The following is a 23,730-nucleotide window of genomic DNA, read 5'->3' on the forward strand; positions in this document are numbered from 1 at the left end:
GCAGGATGAGGGCATGAGTGAGAGCTTTCCGCGCCTTTACGCAAGGACCCGCCGCTTCACCCTGGGGGTGCCCCGCGGGTTCACCATCTCCCCTGACGGCGGTCGCGTCGCCTTCCTGCGCAGCAGGTCCGGCACCGACCCGGTGACCTGCCTGTGGGAGCTCGACCTCACCTCGGGCGCCGAGCGCCTGCTCGTCGACCCCACCGCCCTCGGCGCCGCCGACGAGGACCTGCCCGCCGAGGAGCGGGCGCGCCGCGAGCGGGCCAGGGAGCAGGCGGGCGGCGTCGTCGCCTACGCCACGGACGCCGCCGTGTCGAGCGCCGTGTTCGCGCTGTCGGGCGGGCTCTACCTGGCCGACCTGAGATCAGGGGCCGTGCGGCGCCTGGAGACCCCCGGGCCGGTGATCGACCCGCGCCTCTCCCCCGACGGCGCCAAGGTCGCGTACGTCACGGGCGGCGCCCTGCACGTCCAGGACGTCGCGACAGGCGCCGACCGCGCGCTGGCCGCCCCCGATGCCGAGGGGGTGACCTACGGCCTGGCGGAGTTCATCGCCGCCGAGGAGCTCGAGCGCATGCGCGGATACTGGTGGTCCCCGGACGGCACGGCGTTGCTCGCCGAGCGGGCCGACGAGTCCCCCGTCCAGATCTGGCACATCGCCGACCCGGCGAACCCGTCCCGTACCCCGGCCGCGGTGGCCTATCCCGCCGCCGGCACGCCCAACGCCACCGTGGAGCTGTTGGTCCTCGGGCTGGACGGCTCGCGCGTGCCCGTCCCGTTCGACGACGAATACCTGGTGACCGCCTCCTGGGACCGGCACGGCCTCGCGATCGTCACCATGCCCCGCGACCAGAAGGCCGTCCGGCTCCGCACCGTCGACCCGGCCACCGGCGCGACCGAGCTCGCGCGCGAGGACACCGACGCGGCATGGACCGACGTCGTCGGCGGGGTCCCGGCCCGGCTGTCCGACGGCACTCTCGTGTGGGTGGCCGACGCCGAGGGCGGCCGGCGCCTGATCATCGGGGACGCCCCGGTCACCCCACCGACCCTCCAGGTCCGCGACGTGGTGGACGTCGACGGCGACACCGTGCTGTTCCGCGCGAGCACCGAGCCCACCGAGATCCACCTGTGGACGTGGTCGGCCGGAGCCATCTCCCCGGTCACCGCCGAGCCCGGCGTCCACAACGGCCGGCTGTCCGCCGGCACCCTGCTGATCACCAGCCAGACCCTCGACGGCCCCGGCACCACCGTCCAGGTGCGGCGCGGCGACACGCGCCTGCACATCGGGTCGCTGGCCGAGCGGCCGAAGCTGGAGCCCCGGGTCTCGCTGGTCCGTACGGGCGAGCGCGAGCTGGCGACCGCCGTGCTGCTGCCGAGCGGGCACGTGCCCGGTTCCCGGCGGCTGCCCGTCCTCATGGACCCCTACGGCGGGCCGCACGCCCAGCGCGTGCTGGCCTCCGGCCGCGGGTTCCTGGAGTCCCAGTGGTTCGCCGACCAGGGCTTCGCCGTGATCGTGGCGGACGGCCGGGGCACCCCGGGCCGGGGCCCCGCCTTCGAGCGCGAGGTGCTCCACGACCTCGCCACGCCCGCGCTGGAAGACCAGGTCGACGCGCTGAGGGGCGCCGCCCAGCTCTACCCCGACGACCTCGACCTGAGCCGGGTGGCCATCAAGGGCTGGTCGTTCGGCGGCTTCCTCGCGGCCCTCGCCGTCCTGCGCAGGCCCGACGTGTTCCACGCGGCCATCGCCGGCGCCCCGGTCACCGACTGGCGGCTCTACGACACCGCCTACACCGAGCGCTACCTCGGCCACCCCGGCGAGCGTCCCGACGTGTACGACCGGTCCTCGCTGATGGCCGACGCCGAGAAGCTCGAGCGGGCGCTGCTGCTGATCCACGGCCTCGCCGACGACAACGTGGTGGCGGCGCACACCTTGCGCCTGTCCTCGGCGCTCGTCGCCGCCGGACGGCCCCACACCGTGCTGCCCCTATCGGGCGTCACCCACATGACCCCGCAGGAGATCGTCGCCGAGAACCTCCTGCTCCTCCAGGTCGACTTCCTCAAAAGATCCCTCCCCGCATAACCCACCCCGCCCCACCTTCCCAAACGGCCGCCCTCCCCGGGCGGCCCCTCCGCTCCGGAAGGCTGTCTTCCCACGTAGACCGGCCGCCCCTCCCCCCGGGCGGCCGGCCCCTCACCCTCCGCCTCGGGGGGTGTTACGCACTGGGCGCCGCGACGGCGAGACGGGGTGCGGCGATGCCGGCGCCCCCGTACGCCGAGCAACTCGGCGAGCGTCCGTGGATCGGGATGGCGGGTCAGCGGGAGGTGCCGTGCCAGCTGTCCCAGAGGGCGGCGTAGGCGCCTCCCGCGGCGACCAGCTCGTCGTGCGAGCCCAGCTCGCTGATCCGGCCGTCCTCGACGACGGCGACCCGGTCAGCGTCGTGCGCGGTGTAGAGCCGGTGCGCGATGGCGATCACCGTACGCCCCTCGAGCACGGCCGCGAGCGACCGCTCCAGGTGGCGCGCGGCGCGCGGGTCGATCAGCGAGGTGGCCTCGTCGAGCACCAGCGTGTGCGGGTCGGCGAGCACCAGCCGGGCCAGCGCGACCTGCTGGGCCTGCGCGGGCGACACCGCGACGCCGCCCGAACCGACCTGCGTGTCCAGGCCGTCCGGCAGCGCCTCGACCCATTCCTTGGCGTCCACGGCCGCGAGCGCGTTCTCGACCTCTGCGTCGCCGGCGCCCGGCCGCCCGATGAGCACGTTGTCGCGCAGCGTGCCGCGGAACACGTGGTGTTCCTGGGTGACCAGGGCGACGTGCCCGCGCAGCTCGTCCAGCGGCAGCTCGACGAGCGGGACGCCGCCGACCCGCACCTCACCGGTGCGCGGCCCGTGGATGCCGGCGAGCAGGCGGCCCAGCGTCGACTTGCCCGCGCCGGACGGGCCCACCATCGCGAGCCGCTCGCCGGGAGACACCTCCAGTGAGACGCCGTGCAGCACGTCGTGGCCCTCGCGGTAGGCGTACCGCACGTCGTCGGCCACCATGCTCTCGCCGTCGGGCCGCTCGGCGCCCGGGTCGCGGTCGTCGGGCACGTTGGCCACGCCGAGCAGCCGCGCCATGGACGCCCCGCCGACCTGCAGCTCGTCCACCCAGGACAGCAGCCGGTCGAGGGGGTCGATGAGCTGCTGCACGTAGAGGGTGGCCGCGGTGACCTGGGCGAGCGACACCCAGTCCTCCAGGTAGAACAGGCCGCCCGCGAGCAGCGTCGCGACGATGGGCAGCACGTAACCGAACTCCACCGCCGGGAACCACACGGTGCGCAGGCCCAGGGTGTAGCGCTCGGCCGCCCAGGAACGCGCGATGTCCCGGTCGGTGCGCAGGTGCCGGCGGTGCTGCAGGCCGAACGCCTCGACGGTCCTCGCGCCCTCGACGGTCTCGCTCAGCCCTTCGGTCATGTCGGCGTACGCGGCGTTCTCGCGCAGGTAGCCGTCCCTGGCCCGCTTGAGGTACCACCGGGTGGAAAACCACAGCAGTGGCACGGCGACCAGGGAGGGCAGCATGAGCAGCGGCCCCGCCAGGGCGAGCGCGCCGAGCACGAAGGCCCCGGCCACCAGGGCGATCAGCGTCTCGGGCACGGCGTGCCGCACCGTGCGGGACAGCGCGTCGACATCGCGCGAGGTACGGGTGATCAGGTCGCCCGAGCCCGCGCGCTCCACGGTCGACAGCGGCAGTGCGAGGACGCGGTCGACGAACTCCTCCCGCAGCTCGGCGAGGACCTTCTCACCGAGCTTGGCCGAGACGTAGACGGCGTAGCGGATCAGAACCGCCTGCACGGCGATGAAGCCGGCGATGGCCAGCACGACGGTGTCGACGCTGATGCCGCTGCCGTCGCGCACGCCCTGGACCAGCTCGCCGAGCAGCCTCGGCCCGGCGAGCCCGGCGACGGCGGCGAGGCCGTGCAGGCTCAGGGCGAGCGCGAGGCGGCGGGGATACTTCAATGTCAGCCGCCGGGCATAGGCCCGGACCTGCGCCTGGTCGGCGACGGGCAGGATCTGCCTCTGCGCGCTCACCTTCAGTCCTCCCCACGGGTCACGGTCGCGGTGTAGTGCGGGTCGGACGCCAGCAGGGCACGGTGGGCGCCCTCGGCGCGTACGCGGCCGTCCTCCACGAAGATCACGGTGTCCGCCCGGTCGAGCACGAGCGGGCTGGTCGTGTAGACCAGCGTCGTACGGCCGAGGCGGGCCTTGCCGAGCCGTTCGGCGATGCGCGCCTCGGTGTGGGCGTCGACGGCGCTCGTCGGGTCGACCAGGATCAGCACCTCGGGGTCGGCGACCAGGGCGCGCACGAGGCGAAGGCGCTGCTGCTGGCCGCCGGAGAACTCCCTGCCGGACTCGGCCACGTAGGAGTCGAGGCCGTCGGGGAGCGCGTCGATGATGTCCTCGGCGCACGCGGTGTGCAGCGCCTGGCGCAGGTCGTCGTCCGGCGCGCCGCCGGTGACCTCGTCCTGCGAGCCGCGTCCGGCGATGCCGTCCTGGGAGGCGGGCCCGGTCGTCTCGTCCTGGGAGGCGGACCCGGTCGTCTCGTCCCGCGAGGCGGCGCCGGCGACGTCGAGTTGGTCGCGCAGCGGCCCGCTGAACAGCTTGGCCTCGTTGTCCGCCACCAGGATGCGGCGCCTGACCTCGTCCAGCGGCAGGTCTGACAGCCGCACGCTCCCGAAGGTGACGTCCGACTCGACGTAGCGGCCGAGCCGGTCGGCGAGGGCGGTGGCGTCCTCGGGGACCGCGCAGGCCAGGGCGGTGAACCGTCCCTGCCGCAGGGTGACGCCGGAGGCGGCGTCCACCAGGTCGCCCCCTTCGGTGGCGGCCGTGCCCGTGCTCGGCACCTCCGGCTCCAGCGACAGGATGCGGACGACCCTGCGGGCGGCCACGTGGCCCTTGGTGAGCTTGTCGGCCGATTCGGTGAGCGTGCGCAGCGGGCCGACCAGGAACAGCGCGTACCCGTACAGGGACACGAGCTGGCCGACCGTGATCGTGCCGTCCATCGCGTAGTGCGCGCCCCGCCAGGTGACGAAGACGATCAGCATGCCGGGCAGCAGGAGCTGGGCGCCCTCCAGGGAGGCGTCGACGGAGGCCACCCGCACGCCGGCGGTCCTGACCTTCTGGGACTCCTCGCGGTAGCGGTCGGCGAAGACGCGCTCTCCGCCGATGCCGCGGAGCACGCGGAGACCGGCGACGATGTCGGAGGCCCGGGTGGCCAGGTCGCCCTGCAGGTCGCGCTGCCGGTGCTGGCGGCGGTGCAGCGGTCTGAGCAGCGGGGCGACCGCCACGGTCATCAACGGCACGCCGATCAGCACGATCAGGCCGAGCTGCGGCGAGGTGACGAGCAGGATGACCGTGACCGTCCCGATGGCGACGATCGAGCCGACGCCGCGCAGCAGGATGTCCATGGCGTTGCCGATGTGGGCGATGTCGGAGTTGCCGACGCTGATCACCTCGCCGGTGGACAGCAGTTTCGGCAGCGTGGCGCCGAGCCGGGTGGCCTGCCGGACGGTGACCTGCACCGTGCGGTAGGCGGCGCTCAGCCAGTTCCAGACGGCCATGCGATGGCGCATGACGCCGCCGAAGGCGGTGATGACGCCGAGCCCGAGCAGGATCGCCGACCAGCGGATCAGGCCTTGCGTGTCGCGGGCTGTGAGGCTGTCGATGGCCTTGCCGAGGGCGGCGGGGACCAGTGCCTGTCCCAGCCACCACAGGATGGCGAAGCCGATGCCGACGAGCATTGGGCCCGCCTGGCCACGGGCGACCCACCACAGGTACCGGATCGGGCTGCGGGCATCGGGAACGCCGGGATCGGCGATTGGCAGGGAGCGCATGGCCCCCTCAGGCTGGCAGCCCCGGACCCGCCGCGGCAATCGATTTTCCGGCCGCCCGCGCCGCTACCAGCGAGAACACCGACGAACGACCACGGATCCGCAAACATCTTTCATGATCTGCCGTCAACTAGGGTTGACACGATCCGAGCTGTCAACTTATATTGACGGCTATGAGCAACACGGCACAGCTGGCCTCGGACGCCGGCAGCCGCGATCCGGCCGTGGGCCTCCGGGCCGTACGGGCGCTGCGGACGCTGGTCGAACGACTCGAGGCACTCCAGGTGGACAACGCGCGCGAGCAGGGGTGGACCTGGCAGGAGATCGCGGTCCTGCTCGGCGTGAGCAGGCAGGCCGTTCACAAGAAGTACGCGGGCGGCCGCGGATTGCTAAGGCGGGAGAAGTAAGCATGTTCGAGCGGTTCCATGAGGACGCACGCCAGACGGTCGTGCTCGCCCAAGAAGAGACCCGGCTGTTCGACCACGACCACATCGGCACCGAGCACCTCCTGCTCGCGCTGCTCCGGCAGCCGGACACGGTGGCCGCACGCGTCCTGGCCCGGCACGGGCTCGACCACGACGGGATGGGGGACGCGATCGCCCGGGCCCTCGCCTCGGTGCCGGGCGACGATCTGGACGCCGACGCGCTGGAGGCGATCGGCATCGACCTCGACGCCATCCGCGAGAAGGTCGAAGCCGCTTTCGGGCCGGGCGCACTCGACCGGGACCCCCGCTCCCGGCGCCGCCCGTGGCGCCTGGGCGGTCACGTCCCGTTCACCGGACGGGCCAAGAAGGTGCTGGAACTGTCCCTGCGCGAGGCTCTCCACCTCAAGCACAACTACATCGGCAACGGCCACATCCTGCTCGGCCTGCTGCGGGAGGGCCACGGCCTGGCCGCCCGCGTTCTCGCCGACGCCGGCGTCGACTTCGACACCCTACGCCGAGAGATCCGTACCGAACTCGGGTGACAAGGAATGCGCTCGGGCGGGCCAGGCGGGAATGCCTCGGCGCGGGCCGGCGACCAATGTGCGGCGCGTTATGGATTCTGCGAGTCAGCCGGTTCCGTCGGGGCCGCCATGCGGGCGGCGGCGGCGGGCGGCATCACCGCAGGTCAACCCCGGCCGGTCCACCACGCAGGGCCCGCCGCCCGCCCTCAGCGCAGGGGAAGCATGCCGGTCACCGGCATGAGGTCGTCGGACCGCGAGACCTCGTCAAGACGCACGACCGCCTCTGGAGGAAGGTCGAGGCCGAATCCGGCCAGGTTCCCCTCGAGCTGGGCGACGGTGCGCGGGCCGATGATCACGGAGGTCACGCCCGGTCGCTCGCGCACCCAGGCCAGGGCCACGGCCGCCGACGTGGTACCGAGCTCGGCCGCGACCTTGCCGACCTCGGCCGCGACCGCGAGGGTGCGCGCGTTCAGCAGATCCTCGACCCAGGCACGCGCCGACGGCGCCGGCAGGACAAGCAGCCGGCCGAGCCTGCTGTCGTCGCCGGGCCGGACGCCCGCCGCGTACCGGCCGGCCAGGACGCCGCCGCCGAGCGGTGACCAGACCAGGGCGCCGAGACCGTGCCGCTCGCAGGCGGGCAGGATCTCGGCCTCGATGCCGCGCCTGATCAGCGAGTACTGGGGCTGCAGACTGATGAACGGAGTCCCGCCGGCCCGCTCGGCCGCCCACTGCGCTTCGACGATCTGGCTCGCCGTGAAGTTGGAACACCCGATGTACCGCACCTTGCCGGAGCGGACGAAGCCGTCCAGCGTCGCCATGGTCTCCTCGATCGGAGTGGCGGCGTCCCAGGCATGGCACTGGTAGAGGTCGATGTAGTCGGTCCCGAGGCGGCGCAGACTCGCCTCCAGCGCCCTGGCCAGGTGCACCCGCGACAGTCCCCGATCGTTGGGGCCCGGCCCCTGCGGGAAGAACGCCTTGGTCGCGATCACCACGACCTCACGCCTTCCCCTGATCGCCCGGCCGACGATCTCCTCGGACTGACCGTCGGAGTAGTTGCCCGCAGTGTCGATGAAGTTGCCATCGGCGCCGAGGAAGGCGTCGACGATGCGGACGCCCTCGGCCTCGTCGCAGCTCGCCACACCGGCGCTGCCGAAGTTCATGGTTCCGAGGCACGCCTGGGACACCTTCAGGCCCGAGCGGCCCATTGTCGTGTACGTCATCGGTGCGTCGCCCTTCCGTCGAGATACAATCGGAACACAGGTTCCGGATCCCGACGATACGGAACACATGTTCCGTATGTCAACGTGGCGATGGTGAGACGAATGGGTGACACGAAGCCCTTGCGCGCGGATGCCCAGCGAAACAGGGCACGTGTCCTGGAAGCGGCCGAGAAGGTCCTCGCACGAGATGGGTTGTCCGCGTCGATGAGAGCGGTCGCCCAGGAGGCCGGCGTGGGCCTCGGCACGATCTACCGGCACTTCCCCACCCAGGAGGCCCTCTATCAGGCGATCATCCTGGACCGGCTGAGCAGGCTGGTCAGCGAGGCGGAAGCGCTGTCGAGCACGCGCGACGCGGGGTCGGCGTTCTTCGCCTTCCTCACCCGTGTCGTCGAGGTTTCGACGGAGAAGAGGACGCTGGCCGACGCCCTCACCGAGGCCGGGGTCGACGCCAAGCACGGGACGTCGGACGTCAGCCGGGACCTCCGCGGCACCATCGAGTCCCTGCTCGGCTCCGCCCAGCGCGCCAGAGCGGTCCGCGACGACCTGCGCATGCCGGAGCTGCTCGCGCTGCTCGGCGCCGCGTGCATGGCGTCCGAACGCGGCCAGTGGGACGACGGGCTGCGCACCCGGGCGCTGGCCATCTTGTTCGACGGCTTCCGCCCCGAACGCACATAGAGCACCAGGCAGGGGCGGCGTGCCCCAGTGGGCACGGACGTGGCGGGACGCGCGGCGACGGGGCAAAGGCCGGGGTGGGAGATGCGGCCGGTCGTGCCGGGCGAGTTGGCGCCTCGGCGGCGGCGTTGAGGCCTGGAATGTGCGGCGCTTGAATTCTTACCCGATCTGCCGGTCCCATCGGATCGTAATCCGGACGGCGACGGTTCATCTCGGCTGGATGCCGCTTCTCTCACACGCGATGCTCGGCGTGGATCATGCCTTGGTCCGGGATTCGAGATTTCAGTTGTGCCTGGTGCGCCGGTTCGTTTCGACGGTTGTCCAGATACGTTGCTTCGTTTCGGAGATGTTCATTTATTTCGACTTTCCGGCTTAGTCCCAGGTGGTGCCGGCGGCGCGGCTGTAACCGTCCCAGGTGGTGCCGGCCGAGCGGGAGAAGTCTGGACGGCTGTGCGCCCTTTGATCACGGCTTACCGAGCGTTGGCGATTACAGGCGCGAGCAACTATGTTGTGCCCTCGCCGCTAGTTGCATACGCGGCATATAGACGAGACCGATCGGAAGGATCAGCATGCCTCTCGGCCTGCTCGCCCTGGCCATAGGGGGTTTCGGCATCGGGCTCACCGAGTTCGTCATCGCCGGCCTGCTTCCCGACGTCGCCCGCGACTTCGGTGTCACCGAGGCCGCCGCGGGGTGGCTCATCTCCGGCTACGCGCTCAGCGTCGCGGCCGGCGCCATCGGCCTCACGGCCGCCACCACGCGGCTGGACCGCAAACACGTGCTACTCGGACTGATGGTGCTCTTCATCATCGGCAACCTGCTGTCCGCGCTCGCCCCGAGCTACCAGGTGATGATGCTCGGACGCGTCATCGCGGCGCTGTGCCACGGCGCGTTCTTCGGAATCGGCTCCGTGGTGGCCGCCGACATGGTGGCGCCCGACAAGCGAGCCGGTGCGATCGCCATGATGTTCGCGGGACTCACCACCGCCAACGTCCTCGGCGTACCGTCCGGCACCCTGCTCGGCCAGCAGTTCGGCTGGCGCTCGACCTTCTGGGCCATCACCTTCATCGGCGTCATCGCGCTGATCGGCGTGGCGACGCTCGTCTCCGGCCAAAGGCCGGCCGGCGCCGTGGCCCGGGACGGCGGGCTGCGTGGCGAACTGGCCGCCTTCGCCCACCCGCAGGTGTGGCTGTCCCTGGGCGTCACGATCCTCGGCTTCGGCGGCATGTTCGGCGCCTTCACCTACATCGCCTACACCTTGACGGAGGTCAGCGGGTTCACCGCCGCGTCCGTGCCGTGGCTGCTCGTGCTGTTCGGCTCCGGCCTGTTCATCGGGAACTACGTCGGCGGCAAGGCGGCCGACAAGTCCGTGCCGGTGACGCTGATCACCGTCCTCCTCGTGCTCACGGCCGTCCTCGGCGTGTTCGCCCTGACCGCGCACAGCCAGGTGATGACGACGATCTCCCTGATCCTGATGGGCGCCTTCGGTTTCGCCACCGTGCCAGGCCTCCAGATGCGGATCATGCACTACGCGGACCGGGCGCCTACTCTGGCCTCGGGTGCGAACATCGCCGCCTTCAACGTCGGCAACGCCCTCGGTGCCTGGATCGGCGGCCTGACGCTCACCGCCGGCCTCGGATACACCGCCCCCATCTGGGCCGGTGCCGCCCTGACCGTCGCCGGACTCGCCGTGCTCCTGGCCGCCACCAGGCTCGCCTCGCAGCAGGCCAAGCGGACCTCCCTTCCCCCAGACCGCCGAGACCCTCATCGTCTGACCCCTCGGGATGCCCCGGCCCGCTGAGCACGACAGGCACCGGACGTCGGGAGCCGCGGACGGTGGGCGTGGGATGTGGCGGAGGACGTGGCGTGGAGGGTGGCGCGGGATGTGGCGGAGCATCGCGATGGCGGTCGGCCGCTGGACGGGCGATCCGCTGGGCCTGGCCGGGCGTCAATGGCTCGGTGCCGGCCTGGACGTCGCGAATTCATGTCATTTCGTGGCCGCGAGCCGGGTTTGATCTGGATTCCGGGAATGTGCGGCGCTTCGTCGCTTGATGCTTCGCCGATGCCGTCGGGGGCGATATCCGGATGGCGACGGTCTCGATCGGCTGAGCGGCGCTTTCACGTGCTGTCGGGCTGGCGCTTTTCCTGATCAGGACTATGATTTAGAGGGCTACTGGTTTCGCATTCGGCTTACCGTTCTTCTTCGTCAGTCCCCGGTGGTGCCGGCGGCGCGGCTGTAACCGTCCCAGGTGGTGCCGGCCGAGCGGGAGAAGGAGTCCCAGGTGGTGCCGGCGGAACGGAGGGAGGTGACCGGGGAGAAAGTGGTGTTCGACATTTCTTCGTCTCTTTTCTGGAGGGCTTCTTGTTTGTCCTTGCACAAACAACTCTCCGGCATTCCAGGCCCTCGAACCAGACGAATGGACGGCAGCAAGCTGCACGCCCGTGACCACTTCCTGCCACTTAAAGACGGCGATATCGCCGGGGCGACCACGACCGGCATCACCGCAGGTCAGGGGCTGGTCCGGGTCAGCGGTCCGAAGGAGCGGGGGGCCACGGAAACCCGGTGCGCCGTCTACCTGGACGCCGGCTTTCCTTCCGGGACCCGCGGCTAACATTGCGCTGGAGATCGACGACCCGGAGGTCGCCATGGTGGACGACGCCGACCTGAAGCACCTGCGCCGGTGCGTGGAGCTGGCCAGGGAGTCCCTGGAGGAGGGCGACGAGCCCTTCGGCTCCGTGCTGGTCGCCGCGGACGGGACCGTCCTGGGCGAGGACCACAATCGGGTCGCCTCCGGCGACAGCACCCGGCATCCGGAGTTCGAGCTGGCACGGTGGGCCGCACTCAACATGACTCCTGAGGAGCGGGCCGCCGCGACCGTCTACACCTCAGGGGAGCACTGTCCCATGTGCGCCGCCGCGCACGGCTGGGTCGGCCTCGGCCGCATCGTGTACGTGTGCTCGTCTACGCAACTGGTGAGCTGGCTCGCCGAGCTGGGAGTCCCCGCGCCTCCCGTGCGACCACTGCCGATCCGGGAGGTCGTCCCGGACCTCGTGGTGGAGGGCCCCATCCCCGGTCTCGCGGAAGAGGTACGCGAGCTGCATCGCCGGTTCCACGGCCGCGATCTCACGGACGGGCCGGAGAACCCCGGTCGGAGCTGACGGCCGGCGCGGCGGAAGGCCCATGCCCGTGGAAGGCCGGAGGCCTGTGAGGGCCGTATGCGGCGGGTGTGGGGAGCGTGTTCCCCGGATGCGGATCCGATCGGCCGGGCCGGGCGAGAATGCCGCGGGATTGGCCTGGATTCCTGGAATGTGCGGCGCTTTCGGTGATTCGATGCTCAGCCGATGTGGTCGGGGCCGGAATCCGGATGGCGACGCTTCGTTCGGCTGGACCGCGCTGCTTCTATACGTGCTTCGAGCTGGGATCGAGTTCCGATTGAACAGATGGCCGGATGGTTTGATTCGATTGAGTTGCTTGGTGCAGTTCGAGCTGGTCGAGTTTCTAGTCCCAGGTGGTGCCGGCGGCGCGGCTGTAGCCGTCCCAGGTGGTGCCGGCCGAGCGGGAGAACGAGTCCCAGGTGGTGCCGGCGGAACGGAGGGAGGTGACCGAAGAGAAGGTGGTGTTCGACATTTCTTCGTCTCTTTTCTGGAGGGCTTCGTGTTCGTCCTTGCACAAACAACTCTCCGGCCTTCCAAGCCCTCGAACCAGACGAATGGACGGCAGCAAGCTGCACGCCCGTGACCACTTCCTGCCACCCTTATAGGAGACATCTCGCCCCGGCCCTCGAGGCCGTACATAACCCCAGGTCAAAACGTGGATCGACCTGCCGTACGGGCGCGCGTGGCGCCCGTGCGACAGGAAGCTGACGCCGCCATTCATGGGATGCGCGGCGCGGCGAAACGCCGCAGGCCGGCGGATCGGATCAGGGCAGGAGCAGGACGCGGCCGAGCACCGATCGTTCCTCGAACAGCCGGTGCGCCTCGGCGAGCTTCGATGCTCCGCTTTGATGCGGCGCTTCGATGCTCCGCCGGCGGAGGATCACGGTCTCCGGCGGTGTTCGACCACCTGGTCGCCCTTGCCGGGATACACCATGACCAGCAGGTGCTGCGGCGTCCACCCCTTCGAGTCCGGCAGGCGATAGTGCACCCGGACGCGGTAGTGGCCCTTGCCGCGGAACGCCAGGTTGGGCAGGTCGCTCTCCCCCGCCATCGGATCCATGAGCTCGATCTGCCCCGTCGGGCTCTCGTAGCCGACCTCCACCACGTGGTCCCAGCCTTTGACCTCCACCGGAGGCCTCTTCCGGTACGTCTCGGCGGTCAGGCAGATGTCGAAGTCGGAATGGCTGAGGATCATCAGGTGGCCTGGCAGGGACGCGACGAGTCCGTTGCGCTGCGCGACGCTGAGCAGCGGATCATCGATCGCGTCCTCCGATTCGAAGGACTCCAGCACGCCGTAGTCGGTCCACGTGCGCTCACGCGCCACCCGCACCGGCCTGACCAGGGGCCGATGCCGGGAGGTGTCGCAGACCTTCTGGTTCGCCGCCTCCTGCGCCTCGTACTCGGCCTCCTCGGCCTCGTACCGCGCCTTGACGTCCACGGCGGCCCTGGGGCAGATGGGCGCGATCTCGTGCGGCGAGATGTCCCGGCGCGGGTAGGCCTCGCACATGGCACGCCCGTACGCGAGCAGATCGCGGTCGGAGATGTCCGCGAACCCTCCCGTGCTTCGCACACCGCAGAGGAACGCCCGGCTTCCGGCGCGGTCCCATATGGGAGAACCGCCTTCCGATGGGCACCTGGAGGCAGGGGTGATGACACCGGCCATGAGGTCGCCGGCGGGCAGGATCGCCAGTACGCCGAGCGCCGCGGCGGCCGCCAGCCCTCGTCTGAACCCGCGGGACCGGAGGACCCGGATGAGGAACCGGCGGACCCGGTGCTTGGGGGTCCGCACCGCCGCCAGCACGCAGAGTGCGGCGACGAAGGGCGCGACGACCGGGCCGAGGAAGAACACCACTCCGTCGGGGCCGCCCCACGTCTCGAGGCATCCCCGATCGATCGCCATGTCCACGATGAAGCCCAGTGGTCCGATGCCGTACAGGACCAGCAGCGACGCCGCGAGGACACGGGAGCACACCCGGCCGATCAGAGGACGCCCGAGTCTGGTGAGGATCCAGTGCGCGAGAAAGGCGACCACGACGGCGGGCACGCCGCCGTACCACACGAGCGGCATCCAGTCCGTCACCAGTCCCAGCAACCACGCCGACTCGAAATAGGCGTCCTTTCCTGGGCAGAACATGTAAAAGCCGAAGAACGCGAAGCCGCGTGCGGTGAGAGTGAAGTTGTAGATCATCCCGGCCGACGACGCCAGCAGGGCACCGGCCCACCATGAACGCGATCTCCACGACATGAGCCGACACCGTAGCGCCCTCCACCGACAACCGTCAGCGCCTGCCCACCGCCCCTTCCGATCACCCGGAGCGCGTCCAGCGCGGAGGCGAGGACCATTTTCGATCAGGTCGACTTCAGGTGGCCGCGGTGGTCGAAGAGCCAGATCAGGTGAGCGAAGTGGGGCGGCGTCTCATTGGCCGGGGAGTACTCGGACCTCGGCGCCGGGCAGGGTGGTCCACCAGTGGTCGTAGCGGCGGTAGGGCTGGGGGCCGCGGTCGGCGAGGAGTGCCACCAGCGACCGGGCCTCCGCGGCGAGTCCTTCCCAGGCCTCGGCCGGCAGGTGGTGGAAGGCGGTCGCTTCGATTCCTCCCTCGACCGGGCGCCACACGCCGGCGACGTACCCATCGACCAGGAGGGTCGGCAGCACGTCGCCGTTCGACCGGGTCACGAGCTTGCGGTAGTCGGGCGGGATGACGCGGCTCCGGTCGGCGTAGGCCAGCAGGATGCTGTCCCACATGGCCATCAGTCTGGGCGGGGCCGGCGTGTCCTCGGCGGGGCGCGGGCCACCGGGGACGTCGAACAGCCTCGTGCCATCGGGCCCTTCCAGCTCCTCCAGTACGCCGGAGAGGGCGCTCAGGGCGTCCCGGGCCCTGGAGCGCTGGACCAAGGCGAACTGCGCCACGTCCGCCACCGATGCGGGGCCGAATCCCTCCAGGTAGCGCTGGACCAATGTCCGCAGGTGCTGGTCTGCGATGTCTTTCCCCCCAGACGCCGGCGGCGTGCCCGCTGCGACGTACGACGGCCGCGTACCGAACGACCACGGCCCGCCTGTGGGGGCGTGCAGCAGCGGCGCGTACGACCGCAACGCCCACCACACGCCCTTCGGGGGGACTCCGAGCCGCGCGTCGAGCCATGCCTCGACCTCGGCCACGGTGCGGGGCCGGCCGGCGAATTCCAGCAGCTCCGGGAGTACGGCGTCGGCGTCGGCGGCGCGGAGCCCGCTCACCGTGAAGCGACGGTCGCCGAGCCTCGCGCCTCGCAGCGTCGGCTGCATGGCGGCGTGCATGGCTGGATGGTCGTCCGCGTGCACCACATGCAGCGTGATCCGCATCAGCGTCGCCTTGACCAGCTTGTGTTCGGCGAAGGCGGCGTCGAGGTCGGCCGGATCGAAGGCGGTGAGACGGTTCCACAACGCGAGGTACGGCGAGGCGGCCTGCTGCGCCTGCAAGGCGACCACGCGCCTGGCCGCGTCGATGACGCCGAGTCGCTGCCGCCGGAGAAGCAGCTGCCGGGCGAGCGTGGCGCGATTGAGCCCCTGTGCGGTGATCCTCATGGTGCGCCGGAGCTCTCATCCACTGCGGAACCTCCGGATGGGCAGCGAGCGGTCACTGCCGCAAGTTACACCGTCGCGGCCCGAGCCGCGGGCGAGGAGTGTCGCCGGCGGCCCGGGCCCGGGGTCAATTGGCCGCCTTGAGGTAGTCGCGGTTCATCTGGGAGATGACGTCCAGCGAGATGCCCTTGGGGCACACGGCGGTGCATTCGCCGGTGTTGGTGCAGCCGCCGAAGCCTTCGAGGTCCATCTGCTCGACCATCGCCACGACGCGGGAGTCGCGCTCGGGCTGGCCCTGCGGGAGCAGGCCCAGGTGGGTGATCTTCGCCGCGGTGAACAGCGAGGCCGATCCGTTCGGGCAGGCCGCGACGCAGGCGCCGCATCCGATGCAGGTGGCGGCGTCGAACGCGTCGTCGGCGTTCTCCTTCTTCACCGGGATGCTGTGCGCGTCCGGCGCCGAGCCCGCGGGCACGGAGATGAAGCCGCCGGCCTGGATGATGCGGTCGAAGGCGCCGCGATCGACGACCAGGTCCTTGACGACGGGGAACGGCGCGGCGCGCCACGGCTCGATGGTGACGGTGTCGCCGTCCTTGAAGTGGCGCATGTGGAGCTGGCAGGTGGTGGTGGCCCGCTGCTCGCCGTGGGCGACGCCGTTGATGACCATGCCGCACATGCCGCAGATGCCCTCGCGGCAGTCGTGGTCGAACGCGACGGGGTCGTCTCCTTCGAGGATGAGCCGCTCGTTGAGGACGTCCAGCATCTCCAGGAAGGACATGTCCGGCGACACATCCTCAACCTGATAAGTCACCATCCGTCCGCTGTCGGCGGGACCGTTCTGCCGCCAGACCTTGAGGGTGAGGTTCATGGTTCGCTTACCGCTCCTCGTCCGCCGCGCGGACCGCTCGCTCATTGGGGGCCACAGGGCGCGAGGCGCTCACTTGTAGCTCCGCTGGGTCATGTGGACGTACTCGTAGTCGAGCTCTTCCTTGTGCAGCACGGGAGTGCCCTCGGGGCTGTGCTCCCAGGCCGCCACGTACGCGAAGTTCTCGTCGTCGCGCAGCGCCTCGCCGTCCTCGGTCTGCGACTCGGCGCGGAAGTGGCCGCCGCAGGACTCGGTGCGGTGCAGCGCGTCCAGGCACATCAGCTCGGCGAGGTCGAAGAAGTCCGCGACCCGGCCGGCCCGCTCCAGCGCCTGGTTGAGACCTTCCTCCTCACCGGGAACCTTGACGTTGTTCCAGAACTCCTCGCGCAGCTCGGGGATGCGCTCCAGAGCCTTGCGCAGGCTCTCCTCGGTGCGCTCCATGCCGCAGTACTCCCACATGATCTTGCCGAGCTCGCGGTGGTAGGAGTCCGCGGTGCGGTTGCCACTGGTCGACAGCAGGCGGCCGATCTTGCCGGTGACCTGGCCGAGCGCCTCGTCGACGGCCTCCTGCTCGACCTCGCCGAAGGGCCCGTTCGCCAGGTAGTCGCCGATCGTCGTGGGCAGCACGAAGTAGCCGTCCGCGAGTCCCTGCATCAGCGCGGAGGCGCCGAGGCGGTTGGCGCCGTGGTCGGAGAAGTTGGCCTCGCCGATCACGAACAGGCCCGGGATCGTGGACTGCAGGTCGTAGTCGACCCACAGCCCGCCCATCGTGTAGTGGACGGCCGGGTAGATGCGCATGGGCCGGACGTAGGGGTCCTCGCCGGTGATGCGCTCGTACATCTCGAAGAGGTTGCCGTACTTCTTCTCGACGGCGTCGCGGCCGAGGCGGCCGATCGCGTCGGCGAAGTCGAGGTACACGCCAAGGCCGCCGGGCCCGACGCCGCGGCCCTCGTCGCAGACGTTCTTGGCGGCGCGGGAGGCGATGTCGCGCGGCACCAGGTTCCCGAAGGCCGGGTAGATGCGCTCAAGGTAGTAGTCGCGCTCGTGCTCGGGGATGTCCCCCGGCGCCCGGTCGTCGCCCTTGCGCAGCGGCACCCACACCCGGCCGTCGTTGCGCAGCGACTCCGACATCAGCGTCAGCTTCGACTGGTGGTCGCCGCTGACCGGGATGCAGGTCGGGTGGATCTGGGTGTAGCAGGGGTTGCCGAAGTACGCCCCGCGCCGGTGCGCCCGCCAGATCGCCGTGGTGTTGCAGCCCTTGGCGTTGGTGGACAGGAAGAACACGTTGCCGTACCCGCCGGTGGCGAGCACGACGGCGTCGGCGAGGTGCGTCTCGATCTCGCCGGTCACCAGGTCGCGGACGATCACGCCGCGCGCCCGGCCGTCGCTGATGACCAGGTCGAGCATCTCGTGGCGGGTGTGCATCTCGACGGTCCCGGCCGCGATCTGGCGCTCCAGGGCCTGGTACGCGCCCAGCAGGAGCTGCTGACCCGTCTGCCCGCGCGCGTAGAACGTACGGGAAACCTGGGCGCCGCCGAAGGAACGGGTGTCGAGCAGGCCGCCGTACTCGCGGGCGAACGGCACGCCCTGGGCCACCGCCTGGTCGATGATGTTCACGCTGACCTGGGCGAGCCGGTAGACGTTGGACTCGCGGGCGCGGAAGTCGCCGCCCTTGACGGTGTCGTAGAACAGCCGGTGGATCGAGTCGCCGTCGCCGCGGTAGTTCTTGGCCGCGTTGATCCCGCCCTGCGCGGCGATGGAGTGGGCGCGCCGGGGCGAGTCCTGGTAGCAGAACGACTTGACCTTGTACCCCAGCTCGCCGAGGGTCGCGGCGGCCGAGCCGCCGGCCAGGCCGGTGCCGACCACGATGATGTTGAGCTTGCGCTTGTTCGCCGGGTTGACCAGCTTGGCGGAGAAGCGGCGCTTGTCCCAGCGATCCTCGATCGGCCCCTCGGGAGCCTTGGTGTCGCGGATCGGTTCGCCGACCGTGTAGTTCACTTGACTGCTCCGATCATCACGGCGAGGGGGACGGCGAGAAAGCCCAGGACGAGCAGGGTGGACAGGACGGCGGCCCCGACGTTGAGCAGGTGGCGCGCGCGCCCGTTCGCAAGGCCGAGCGTCTGGAAGGCGCTCCACAGGCCGTGGCGCAGATGCAGCCCGACCATCACCAGGGCGACGACGTAGAAGGCGGTCACCCACCAGCGCGAGGGGTCGAAGCCCGCCACGACCCGGTCGTAGGGGGTGGCGTCGTAGCCCTTCGGGTTGACCGCCCCGAAGGTGAGGTCGAGCAGGTGCCAGACGACGAAGAGCACGATGATGACGCCGCCGTAGCGCATGGTGTGCACGACGTAGCCGTTGGCCTGCGACTTCCTGCGGGCCGCGTACTTAACCGGCCGGGCCTTGGCCGCGCGGCGGGCCAGCGAGACCGCCGACCACATGTGCGCGATGACGGCGAGCGCGAGCACGATCTCGGTGAGCGTGAGCATCGTCCGGGCGGGCAGCGCGGGCTCGCCGACGGTGCGCAGCCACTCCGCGTAGGAGTTGAAGGTCCCCTCACCGAGGAAGATCTTGAGGTTGCCCACCATGTGACCGATGAGGAAGAGGACCAGCACGGCGCCGCTGACGGCCATCACGGCCTTCTTGCCGTTGGACGACCGCAGGAAGCCGGAGAGCCCCTGCCGGCCGGGCCGCTTCGGGGTCTTTTGAGCCTTGGGAGGTGTAGTGCGCGGCGTCACCACCGCGGTGGCTGCGCCTCGGTCTATCGTCGATGTCACAGCTGCCGACGCTAGGCATGGGAGCCTTCACGCGTCCAAGTCATGAAAGGCCTGGTTTCGATAGCCAGACGCTATGCCCCATGGCTCGGCGGGCGCGTCGTAACGGCGGCGGTGCGCCGATGCGAGCAATCTCACAGGCCCGGCGGCGGTCGCCCGCCACGGAACGCCACGATCGCGCACGTACAGTGTGGAACGTGCAGCTACAGCAACTGGCTTCCTTCGTGGCTGTGGCCGAGACCTCGCACTTCACGCACGCGGCCGAGCGCATGCGGCTCGCCCAGCCGTCCCTCAGCAAGCAGATCAAAGCGCTCGAGACCGAGCTCGGCGCTCCTCTGTTCAGCCGCGCCAGGGGCAACGTGACGCTCACTCCCGCGGGCGAGGCGCTGCTCCCGCTGGCCCGCCGCATGCTGGCCGACGCCGACACCGCCCGCCGGGAGGTCGCCGAACTGGCGGGGCTGCGCCGGGGCCGGGTGCGGCTCGGCGCGACGCCGTCCCTCTGCGCCGGGCTGCTGGCCGATGCCCTGGCCCGCTTCCACCGCGACTATCCCGGCATCGATCTGCTCGTCGAGGAGGGCGGGTCCCGCGATCTGGTCCGCGACCTCGCCCGGGGGCAGCTCGACCTGGCTTTGATCATCCTGCCGCTGCACAGCAGCGACCCCTCGCTGGTCACCGAGGAGATCCTGAAGGAGAACCTCGTGGTCGCCTCCCCGTCCGGTGCGCGGGCGCGCAAGCCGTACGTTCGCATCGAGGAACTGCGCGGGCGCCCGCTGGTGATGTTCCGCCGGGGGTACGACCTGCGCGAGGCGACACTGAGCGCCTGCCGCCAGGCGGGGTTCGAACCGCGGTTCGCGGTGGAGGGCGGTGAGATGGACGCCGTGCTCCGGTTCGTGGAGGCGGGGCTGGGTGTGGCGGTGGTGCCGTCGATGGTGCTGGACGGGCGCCCGGGCCTGGCGGGCACTCCGCTGGCGCCGCCGGGGCTTCGCCGGACGATAGCCCTCGCCCATCGCAAGGACGTCGAACCCAGCCGGGCCGCTCAGGCCTTTCGCGCTACGCTTCTCTCTTATCTGTCGCACGCCGCCGAGGAGGGATCGCTGCCGCAGGGCGTTGTTCTGGCCGATCTTCCGGCCGGATGACAACCGGGGATTACCGTCAGCACGTTTATGACATTTCGTATTGTTTATAGCCCCCAGGCAGGGTTTTGTACTTCCATGCGTCGGGACGACTTTCGCTATATGGTGCAGGACAACAGGCAAGGTCAACCATCACTTCACAAGAGGAACCAGTGACCGCGCTCTCGTCCGGCATGCCGGCGGCGCCCACCGAGATGCAGACGATCCTCCTCATCGAGGACGACGCGGGTGACGCGTTTCTGGTAGAGGAGCTGCTGGCCGGGGCGCCGACGCCCCCGAAGATCATCTGGGCGCGCACCCTGGAGGAGAGCCGCGACCGGCTCACCGACGAGGTGCAGTGCGTGGTGGTCGACCTCTCGCTGCCCGACGCCACCGGTCTCGAAGCCCTGCGCCAGGTGCTCACGATGGCTCCCAACACCGCCGTCCTGGTGCTCACCGGCCTCAACGACGCCCACGTCGGCGTCGAGGCCGTCGCCGCCGGCGCGCAGGACTACCTGGTCAAGCAGGACGTCGACGAGCGCCTGCTCGCCCGTGCCATCAGCTACGCCATCGAACGCAAGCGGGCCGACCTCGCCCAGCGCAAGCTCGCCGACGCCCAGCACCTCAGCCGCGAGAACGCCCGCCTGGAGCACGGCCTGCTGCCCGTCCCGATGCTGAAGAAGGAGCTCGAGCGCGACGGGCTGCAGCACCAGGCGCGCTACCTCCCCGGCCGCAGGCAGGCCCTGCTCGCCGGCGACTTCTGGGACACCGTGCAGACCCCCGACGGCGCGGTGCACGTGGTCATCGGCGACGTGTGCGGCCACGGCCCCGACGAGGCGGCGCTGGGCGTCGCCCTGCGCATCGCCTGGCGCACGCTCGTGCTCGCCGGGCACACCGGCAACGAGCTGCTGACCACGCTCGAGGCCGTGCTGCGCAACGAGCGCAAGTCGCCTGAGATCTTCACCACCATGTGCACGGTGACGATCAACCCGGCGCTGTGCCAGGCCAGGCTCCACGTGGTCGGGCACCCGCCGCCGTTGTTGGTGCGCGGCGGGGTGCGCGGGGGCGTCCTCGACATCGTCCCCGACACCCCCTCCGGACCGCCGCTCGGCATCTTCACCGATGTCGAGTGGGCCACGATCGACCTGGACCTCGGCGAGGACTGGTCGATGCTCCTCTACACCGACGGCCTGATCGAGGCGACGGTGGGCGGCGGGCCCGACCTGCTGGGCACCGAGGGGCTGATCCGCCTCATCCGCGAGCAGGGTGAGATCGACCTCGACAGGATCATCACCTCGGTGCGGGAGATGCACAAGAACGCGCTCAACGACGACCTGGCCGCCGTGCTGGTGGGCCGGAGGCCGCCACCTTGACCGACCTCGCGCCCCTGCCCCCGCCCGCGCCGCCGAGCGGAGTGGGGCGCCTTCCGCTGGCACGATGGTTCGCCATGGCCGGGACGGTGGCCGCGCTGGCCTTCGCGCTCGGGGCGGCCGTGACCATCATGACGGTGGACCACCTGCGCGTCATCCGCGAGTCCGTCGTGGACGTGGTCGACCCGGCGGTGTTACAGACCCTGGAGATCTCCACGGCCCTGTCCACCCAGGAGAGCTCCATTCGCGCGTACGGGCGCACGAACGAGGACCAGTACCTCCAGGACTACCGGAAGGGCCTCCAGGCGGAGTCGGAGTCGACGGCGCGGCTCACCGTGCTCGCGGGCCGCATGGGGAACGCGACGGCGCGCGCCGACCTCGCTCGCCTGACCCAGGCGTCGGCGGCCTGGCGGCGCGACTACGCCGACGTCGTGATCGCCAAGGTCCCCGAGCTGAAGACGGAGACCGCCACCGCCTACGCCCCGATCAACGCGCAGCGCTTCACCGCCGTACGGGACGCGCTCGCCGCGCTGCAGGACGATCTCGGCATGCTGCACGACCAGGGCAGCGCCCGCATCGACGCGGGCTGGCGGACGTTCTACATCGTGCTGGCCGTGCTGGCGCTGGTCTTCGTCGGCGCCGCGCTGGCCTTCACGCTCATCATCAGGTACATCGTGCTGCGGCCGATATCGCAGCTCACACAACAGGTGAGGGCCGTGGCCCAGGGCGAATTCGACCGCGTGCTGCAGGTCCAGCGGCCGGCCGAGCTGGCGGAGCTGTCCGGCCGGGTCGACGCCATGCGGGGGCGCATGCTGCGCGAGTGGCGCCGCGCCGCCGACGCCCAGCGGCTGCTGTCGGACCAGGCGGCCGAGCTGCGCCGCTCCAACGCCGAGCTCGAGCAGTTCGCCTACGTCGCGAGCCACGACCTGCAGGAGCCGCTGCGCAAGGTCGCGAGCTTCACGCAGATGCTGGACCAGCGGTACGGCGACCAGCTCGACGAACGGGCGAAGCAGTACGTCACCTTCGCCGTTGACGGCGCCAAACGCATGCAGTTGCTCATCAATGATCTTCTCAACCTTTCCCGCGTGGGCCGCGTGGGCGGCGAGAAGGCTCCCACGGACATGGAGAAGGTCCTGGAGACCGCCGTAGGAAACGTGGCGGCGCAGATCGAGGACACCGACGCCGTCGTCACCCACGACGCGCTGCCTACGGTCTACGGCAACCGCGTGCTGCTCACCCAGCTCTTCCAGAACCTCATTGGCAATGCCTTGAAGTTCCGTTCCGAGCGGCCGCCCCGCATCCACATCTCCGCCCGGCAGCAGAGCGATATGTGGGAGTTCGCCTGCACGGACAACGGCATCGGCATCGACAGCAAGTACGCTGATCGAATCTTCCTGATATTTCAGCGCCTGCACCCACGAGACGTATATCCCGGAACCGGCATCGGCCTGGCACTATGCAGAAAGATCGTCGAGTACCACGGCGGCAAGATCCAACTGGAGGACCCCGACCCCGACCGGCCGGGCACCACCTTCCGCTGGAGCTTGCCCGCGAATACTGGAGAACAGCATGGATGACTACCGCTTCATCGACGTCCTTCTCGTCGAGGACGACCCTGGAGACGTCCTGCTGACCCGAGAGGCGTTCGAGCACAACAAGGTGCAGAACAAGCTGCACGTCGTCAGCGACGGCGAGCAGGCGATGGCCTTCCTGCGCCAGGAGGGCGAGTACGCCGAGGCGCCCCGGCCCGACCTGGTCCTGCTGGACCTCAACCTGCCCCGCAAGGACGGCAGGGAGGTGCTGGAGGACATCAAGGGCGACGCCGACCTGCGCAGCATCCCGGTGGTGGTGCTCACGACCTCCGAGGCCGAGGAGGACATCCTGCGCAGCTACCACTTGCACGCCAACGCGTACGTGGCCAAGCCGGTGGACTTCGACCAGTTCATCAAGGTGGTCCGCCAGATCGACGACTTCTTCGTGACCGTAGTGAAATTGCCAAGAACCGGTCAGCGCCAGTAGGCCTGACTGGGACGTGACGGGAATCACACCAGGTCAGTCGAAAAAGTGAGTGACCCTTCTCACACAGAGGGTTCTCGCCGTCGTAACGTAGACCCCCACCGGCACGCGCGCGGCTGTGTTACCGGCGCGGACCACAACGCGCGCGGCACCCAGCCAAACGTGAAAGCCCGGACCCCGCACCTGATGAG

20 protein-coding genes and 1 pseudogene are annotated in these 23,730 nt (G+C 70.3%); 11 read left to right on the plus strand and 10 right to left on the minus strand.

From position 1 onward, the window contains the following. The first annotated feature begins 13 nt into the window (after positions 1-13). Entirely contained in the window at positions 14-2,077 is a 2,064-nt protein-coding gene (locus MYF83_RS28190; protein WP_248963747.1) for a S9 family peptidase, read from the plus strand. A gap of 232 nt (positions 2,078-2,309) precedes the next feature. Here the strand turns inward: MYF83_RS28190 and MYF83_RS28195 are convergent, their stop codons facing one another. Next, positions 2,310-4,061: an ABC transporter ATP-binding protein gene (locus tag MYF83_RS28195; protein WP_248963748.1), complete on the minus strand. Its 1,752-nt coding sequence runs from the start codon at positions 4,059-4,061 to the stop codon at positions 2,310-2,312. 2 nt (positions 4,062-4,063) lie between these two features. Beyond that, entirely contained in the window at positions 4,064-5,863 is a 1,800-nt protein-coding gene (locus MYF83_RS28200; protein WP_248963749.1) for an ABC transporter ATP-binding protein, read from the minus strand. Between the two features lie 170 nt (positions 5,864-6,033). Between MYF83_RS28200 and MYF83_RS28205 the strand changes: the two genes are divergently transcribed. Together MYF83_RS28205 and MYF83_RS28210 are read left to right on the plus strand one after the other, a co-directional pair. Further along, on the plus strand, positions 6,034-6,267 hold the full coding sequence (locus MYF83_RS28205) for a helix-turn-helix domain-containing protein (protein ID WP_248963750.1): 234 nt from the start codon (positions 6,034-6,036) through the stop codon (positions 6,265-6,267). 2 nt (positions 6,268-6,269) lie between these two features. Then, positions 6,270-6,809 (plus strand): annotated as a pseudogene (locus MYF83_RS28210) (Clp protease N-terminal domain-containing protein); the annotation flags it as partial. 203 nt (positions 6,810-7,012) lie between these two features. On the opposite strand, the gene MYF83_RS28215 reads toward MYF83_RS28210, so the two are convergent. After that, positions 7,013-8,026 carry an aldo/keto reductase gene (locus tag MYF83_RS28215; protein WP_248963751.1) on the minus strand — a complete coding sequence of 338 codons (1,014 nt, stop codon included), beginning with the start codon at positions 8,024-8,026 and terminating at the stop codon, positions 7,013-7,015. Between the two features lie 102 nt (positions 8,027-8,128). Between MYF83_RS28215 and MYF83_RS28220 the strand changes: the two genes are divergently transcribed. Both MYF83_RS28220 and MYF83_RS28225 read left to right on the plus strand, forming a co-directional pair. Continuing rightward, a complete protein-coding gene (locus tag MYF83_RS28220) occupies positions 8,129-8,701 on the plus strand; it encodes a TetR/AcrR family transcriptional regulator (protein WP_279340141.1) in 573 nt (190 codons plus the stop codon). 566 nt (positions 8,702-9,267) lie between these two features. After that, positions 9,268-10,497 (plus strand): MFS transporter, encoded by a 1,230-nt coding sequence (locus MYF83_RS28225; protein WP_248963753.1) that lies wholly within the window; start codon positions 9,268-9,270, stop codon positions 10,495-10,497. Positions 10,498-10,902: 405 nt separating this feature from the next. Here the strand turns inward: MYF83_RS28225 and MYF83_RS43090 are convergent, their stop codons facing one another. Then, positions 10,903-11,031, minus strand: coding sequence for a hypothetical protein (locus MYF83_RS43090; RefSeq protein WP_279340142.1), 129 nt, complete (start codon positions 11,029-11,031; stop codon positions 10,903-10,905). A gap of 82 nt (positions 11,032-11,113) precedes the next feature. On the opposite strand from MYF83_RS43090, the gene MYF83_RS28230 reads away from it, so the two are divergent. Both MYF83_RS28230 and MYF83_RS28235 read left to right on the plus strand, forming a co-directional pair. Next, positions 11,114-11,308 (plus strand): hypothetical protein, encoded by a 195-nt coding sequence (locus MYF83_RS28230; protein ID WP_248963754.1) that lies wholly within the window; start codon positions 11,114-11,116, stop codon positions 11,306-11,308. Positions 11,309-11,342: 34 nt separating this feature from the next. Beyond that, entirely contained in the window at positions 11,343-11,855 is a 513-nt protein-coding gene (locus tag MYF83_RS28235) for a nucleoside deaminase (protein ID WP_248963755.1), read from the plus strand. 340 nt (positions 11,856-12,195) lie between these two features. On the opposite strand, the gene MYF83_RS43095 is transcribed toward MYF83_RS28235, so the two are convergent. The 6 genes from MYF83_RS43095 to MYF83_RS28260 all read right to left on the minus strand — a co-directional run bounded on the left by MYF83_RS43095 (position 12,196) and on the right by MYF83_RS28260 (position 18,900). Further along, a complete protein-coding gene (locus MYF83_RS43095; RefSeq protein WP_279340143.1) occupies positions 12,196-12,324 on the minus strand; it encodes a hypothetical protein in 129 nt (42 codons plus the stop codon). A 408-nt stretch (positions 12,325-12,732) separates the two neighbouring features. After that, complete coding sequence (locus MYF83_RS28240; RefSeq protein WP_248963756.1) at positions 12,733-14,097, minus strand: hypothetical protein; 1,365 nt, start codon at positions 14,095-14,097, stop codon at positions 12,733-12,735. A gap of 171 nt (positions 14,098-14,268) precedes the next feature. Next, positions 14,269-15,411: a winged helix DNA-binding domain-containing protein gene (locus MYF83_RS28245; protein ID WP_248963757.1), complete on the minus strand. Its 1,143-nt coding sequence runs from the start codon at positions 15,409-15,411 to the stop codon at positions 14,269-14,271. A 124-nt stretch (positions 15,412-15,535) separates the two neighbouring features. Beyond that, on the minus strand, positions 15,536-16,273 hold the full coding sequence (locus MYF83_RS28250) for a succinate dehydrogenase/fumarate reductase iron-sulfur subunit (protein WP_248963758.1): 738 nt from the start codon (positions 16,271-16,273) through the stop codon (positions 15,536-15,538). Positions 16,274-16,342: 69 nt separating this feature from the next. Continuing rightward, complete coding sequence (locus MYF83_RS28255; protein WP_248963759.1) at positions 16,343-18,268, minus strand: fumarate reductase/succinate dehydrogenase flavoprotein subunit; 1,926 nt, start codon at positions 18,266-18,268, stop codon at positions 16,343-16,345. Further along, positions 18,265-18,900: a succinate dehydrogenase cytochrome b subunit gene (locus MYF83_RS28260; protein ID WP_248963760.1), complete on the minus strand. Its 636-nt coding sequence runs from the start codon at positions 18,898-18,900 to the stop codon at positions 18,265-18,267. Before MYF83_RS28260 ends, MYF83_RS28255 begins: the two co-directional genes overlap by 4 nt. A 338-nt stretch (positions 18,901-19,238) precedes the next feature. On the opposite strand from MYF83_RS28260, the gene MYF83_RS28265 reads away from it, so the two are divergent. From MYF83_RS28265 to MYF83_RS28280, 4 genes are all read left to right on the plus strand, one after another. Beyond that, a complete protein-coding gene (locus tag MYF83_RS28265; RefSeq protein ID WP_248963761.1) occupies positions 19,239-20,177 on the plus strand; it encodes a LysR family transcriptional regulator in 939 nt (312 codons plus the stop codon). A gap of 149 nt (positions 20,178-20,326) precedes the next feature. Beyond that, the gene (locus tag MYF83_RS28270; protein ID WP_248963762.1) at positions 20,327-21,526 is read left to right on the plus strand and encodes a PP2C family protein-serine/threonine phosphatase; all 1,200 of its coding nucleotides are present in this window, start codon (positions 20,327-20,329) and stop codon (positions 21,524-21,526) included. After that, complete coding sequence (locus MYF83_RS28275; RefSeq protein ID WP_248963763.1) at positions 21,523-23,100, plus strand: sensor histidine kinase; 1,578 nt, start codon at positions 21,523-21,525, stop codon at positions 23,098-23,100. Before MYF83_RS28270 ends, MYF83_RS28275 begins: the two co-directional genes overlap by 4 nt. After that, a complete protein-coding gene (locus tag MYF83_RS28280; protein WP_248963764.1) occupies positions 23,093-23,542 on the plus strand; it encodes a response regulator in 450 nt (149 codons plus the stop codon). The genes MYF83_RS28275 and MYF83_RS28280 overlap by 8 nt, the downstream gene beginning before the upstream one ends. Positions 23,543-23,730: the final 188 nt, after the last annotated feature.

This window comes from Sphaerisporangium perillae, from assembly GCF_023276435.1.
In the GTDB taxonomy this organism is placed as follows: Bacteria; Actinomycetota; Actinomycetes; order Streptosporangiales; family Streptosporangiaceae; genus Sphaerisporangium; species Sphaerisporangium perillae.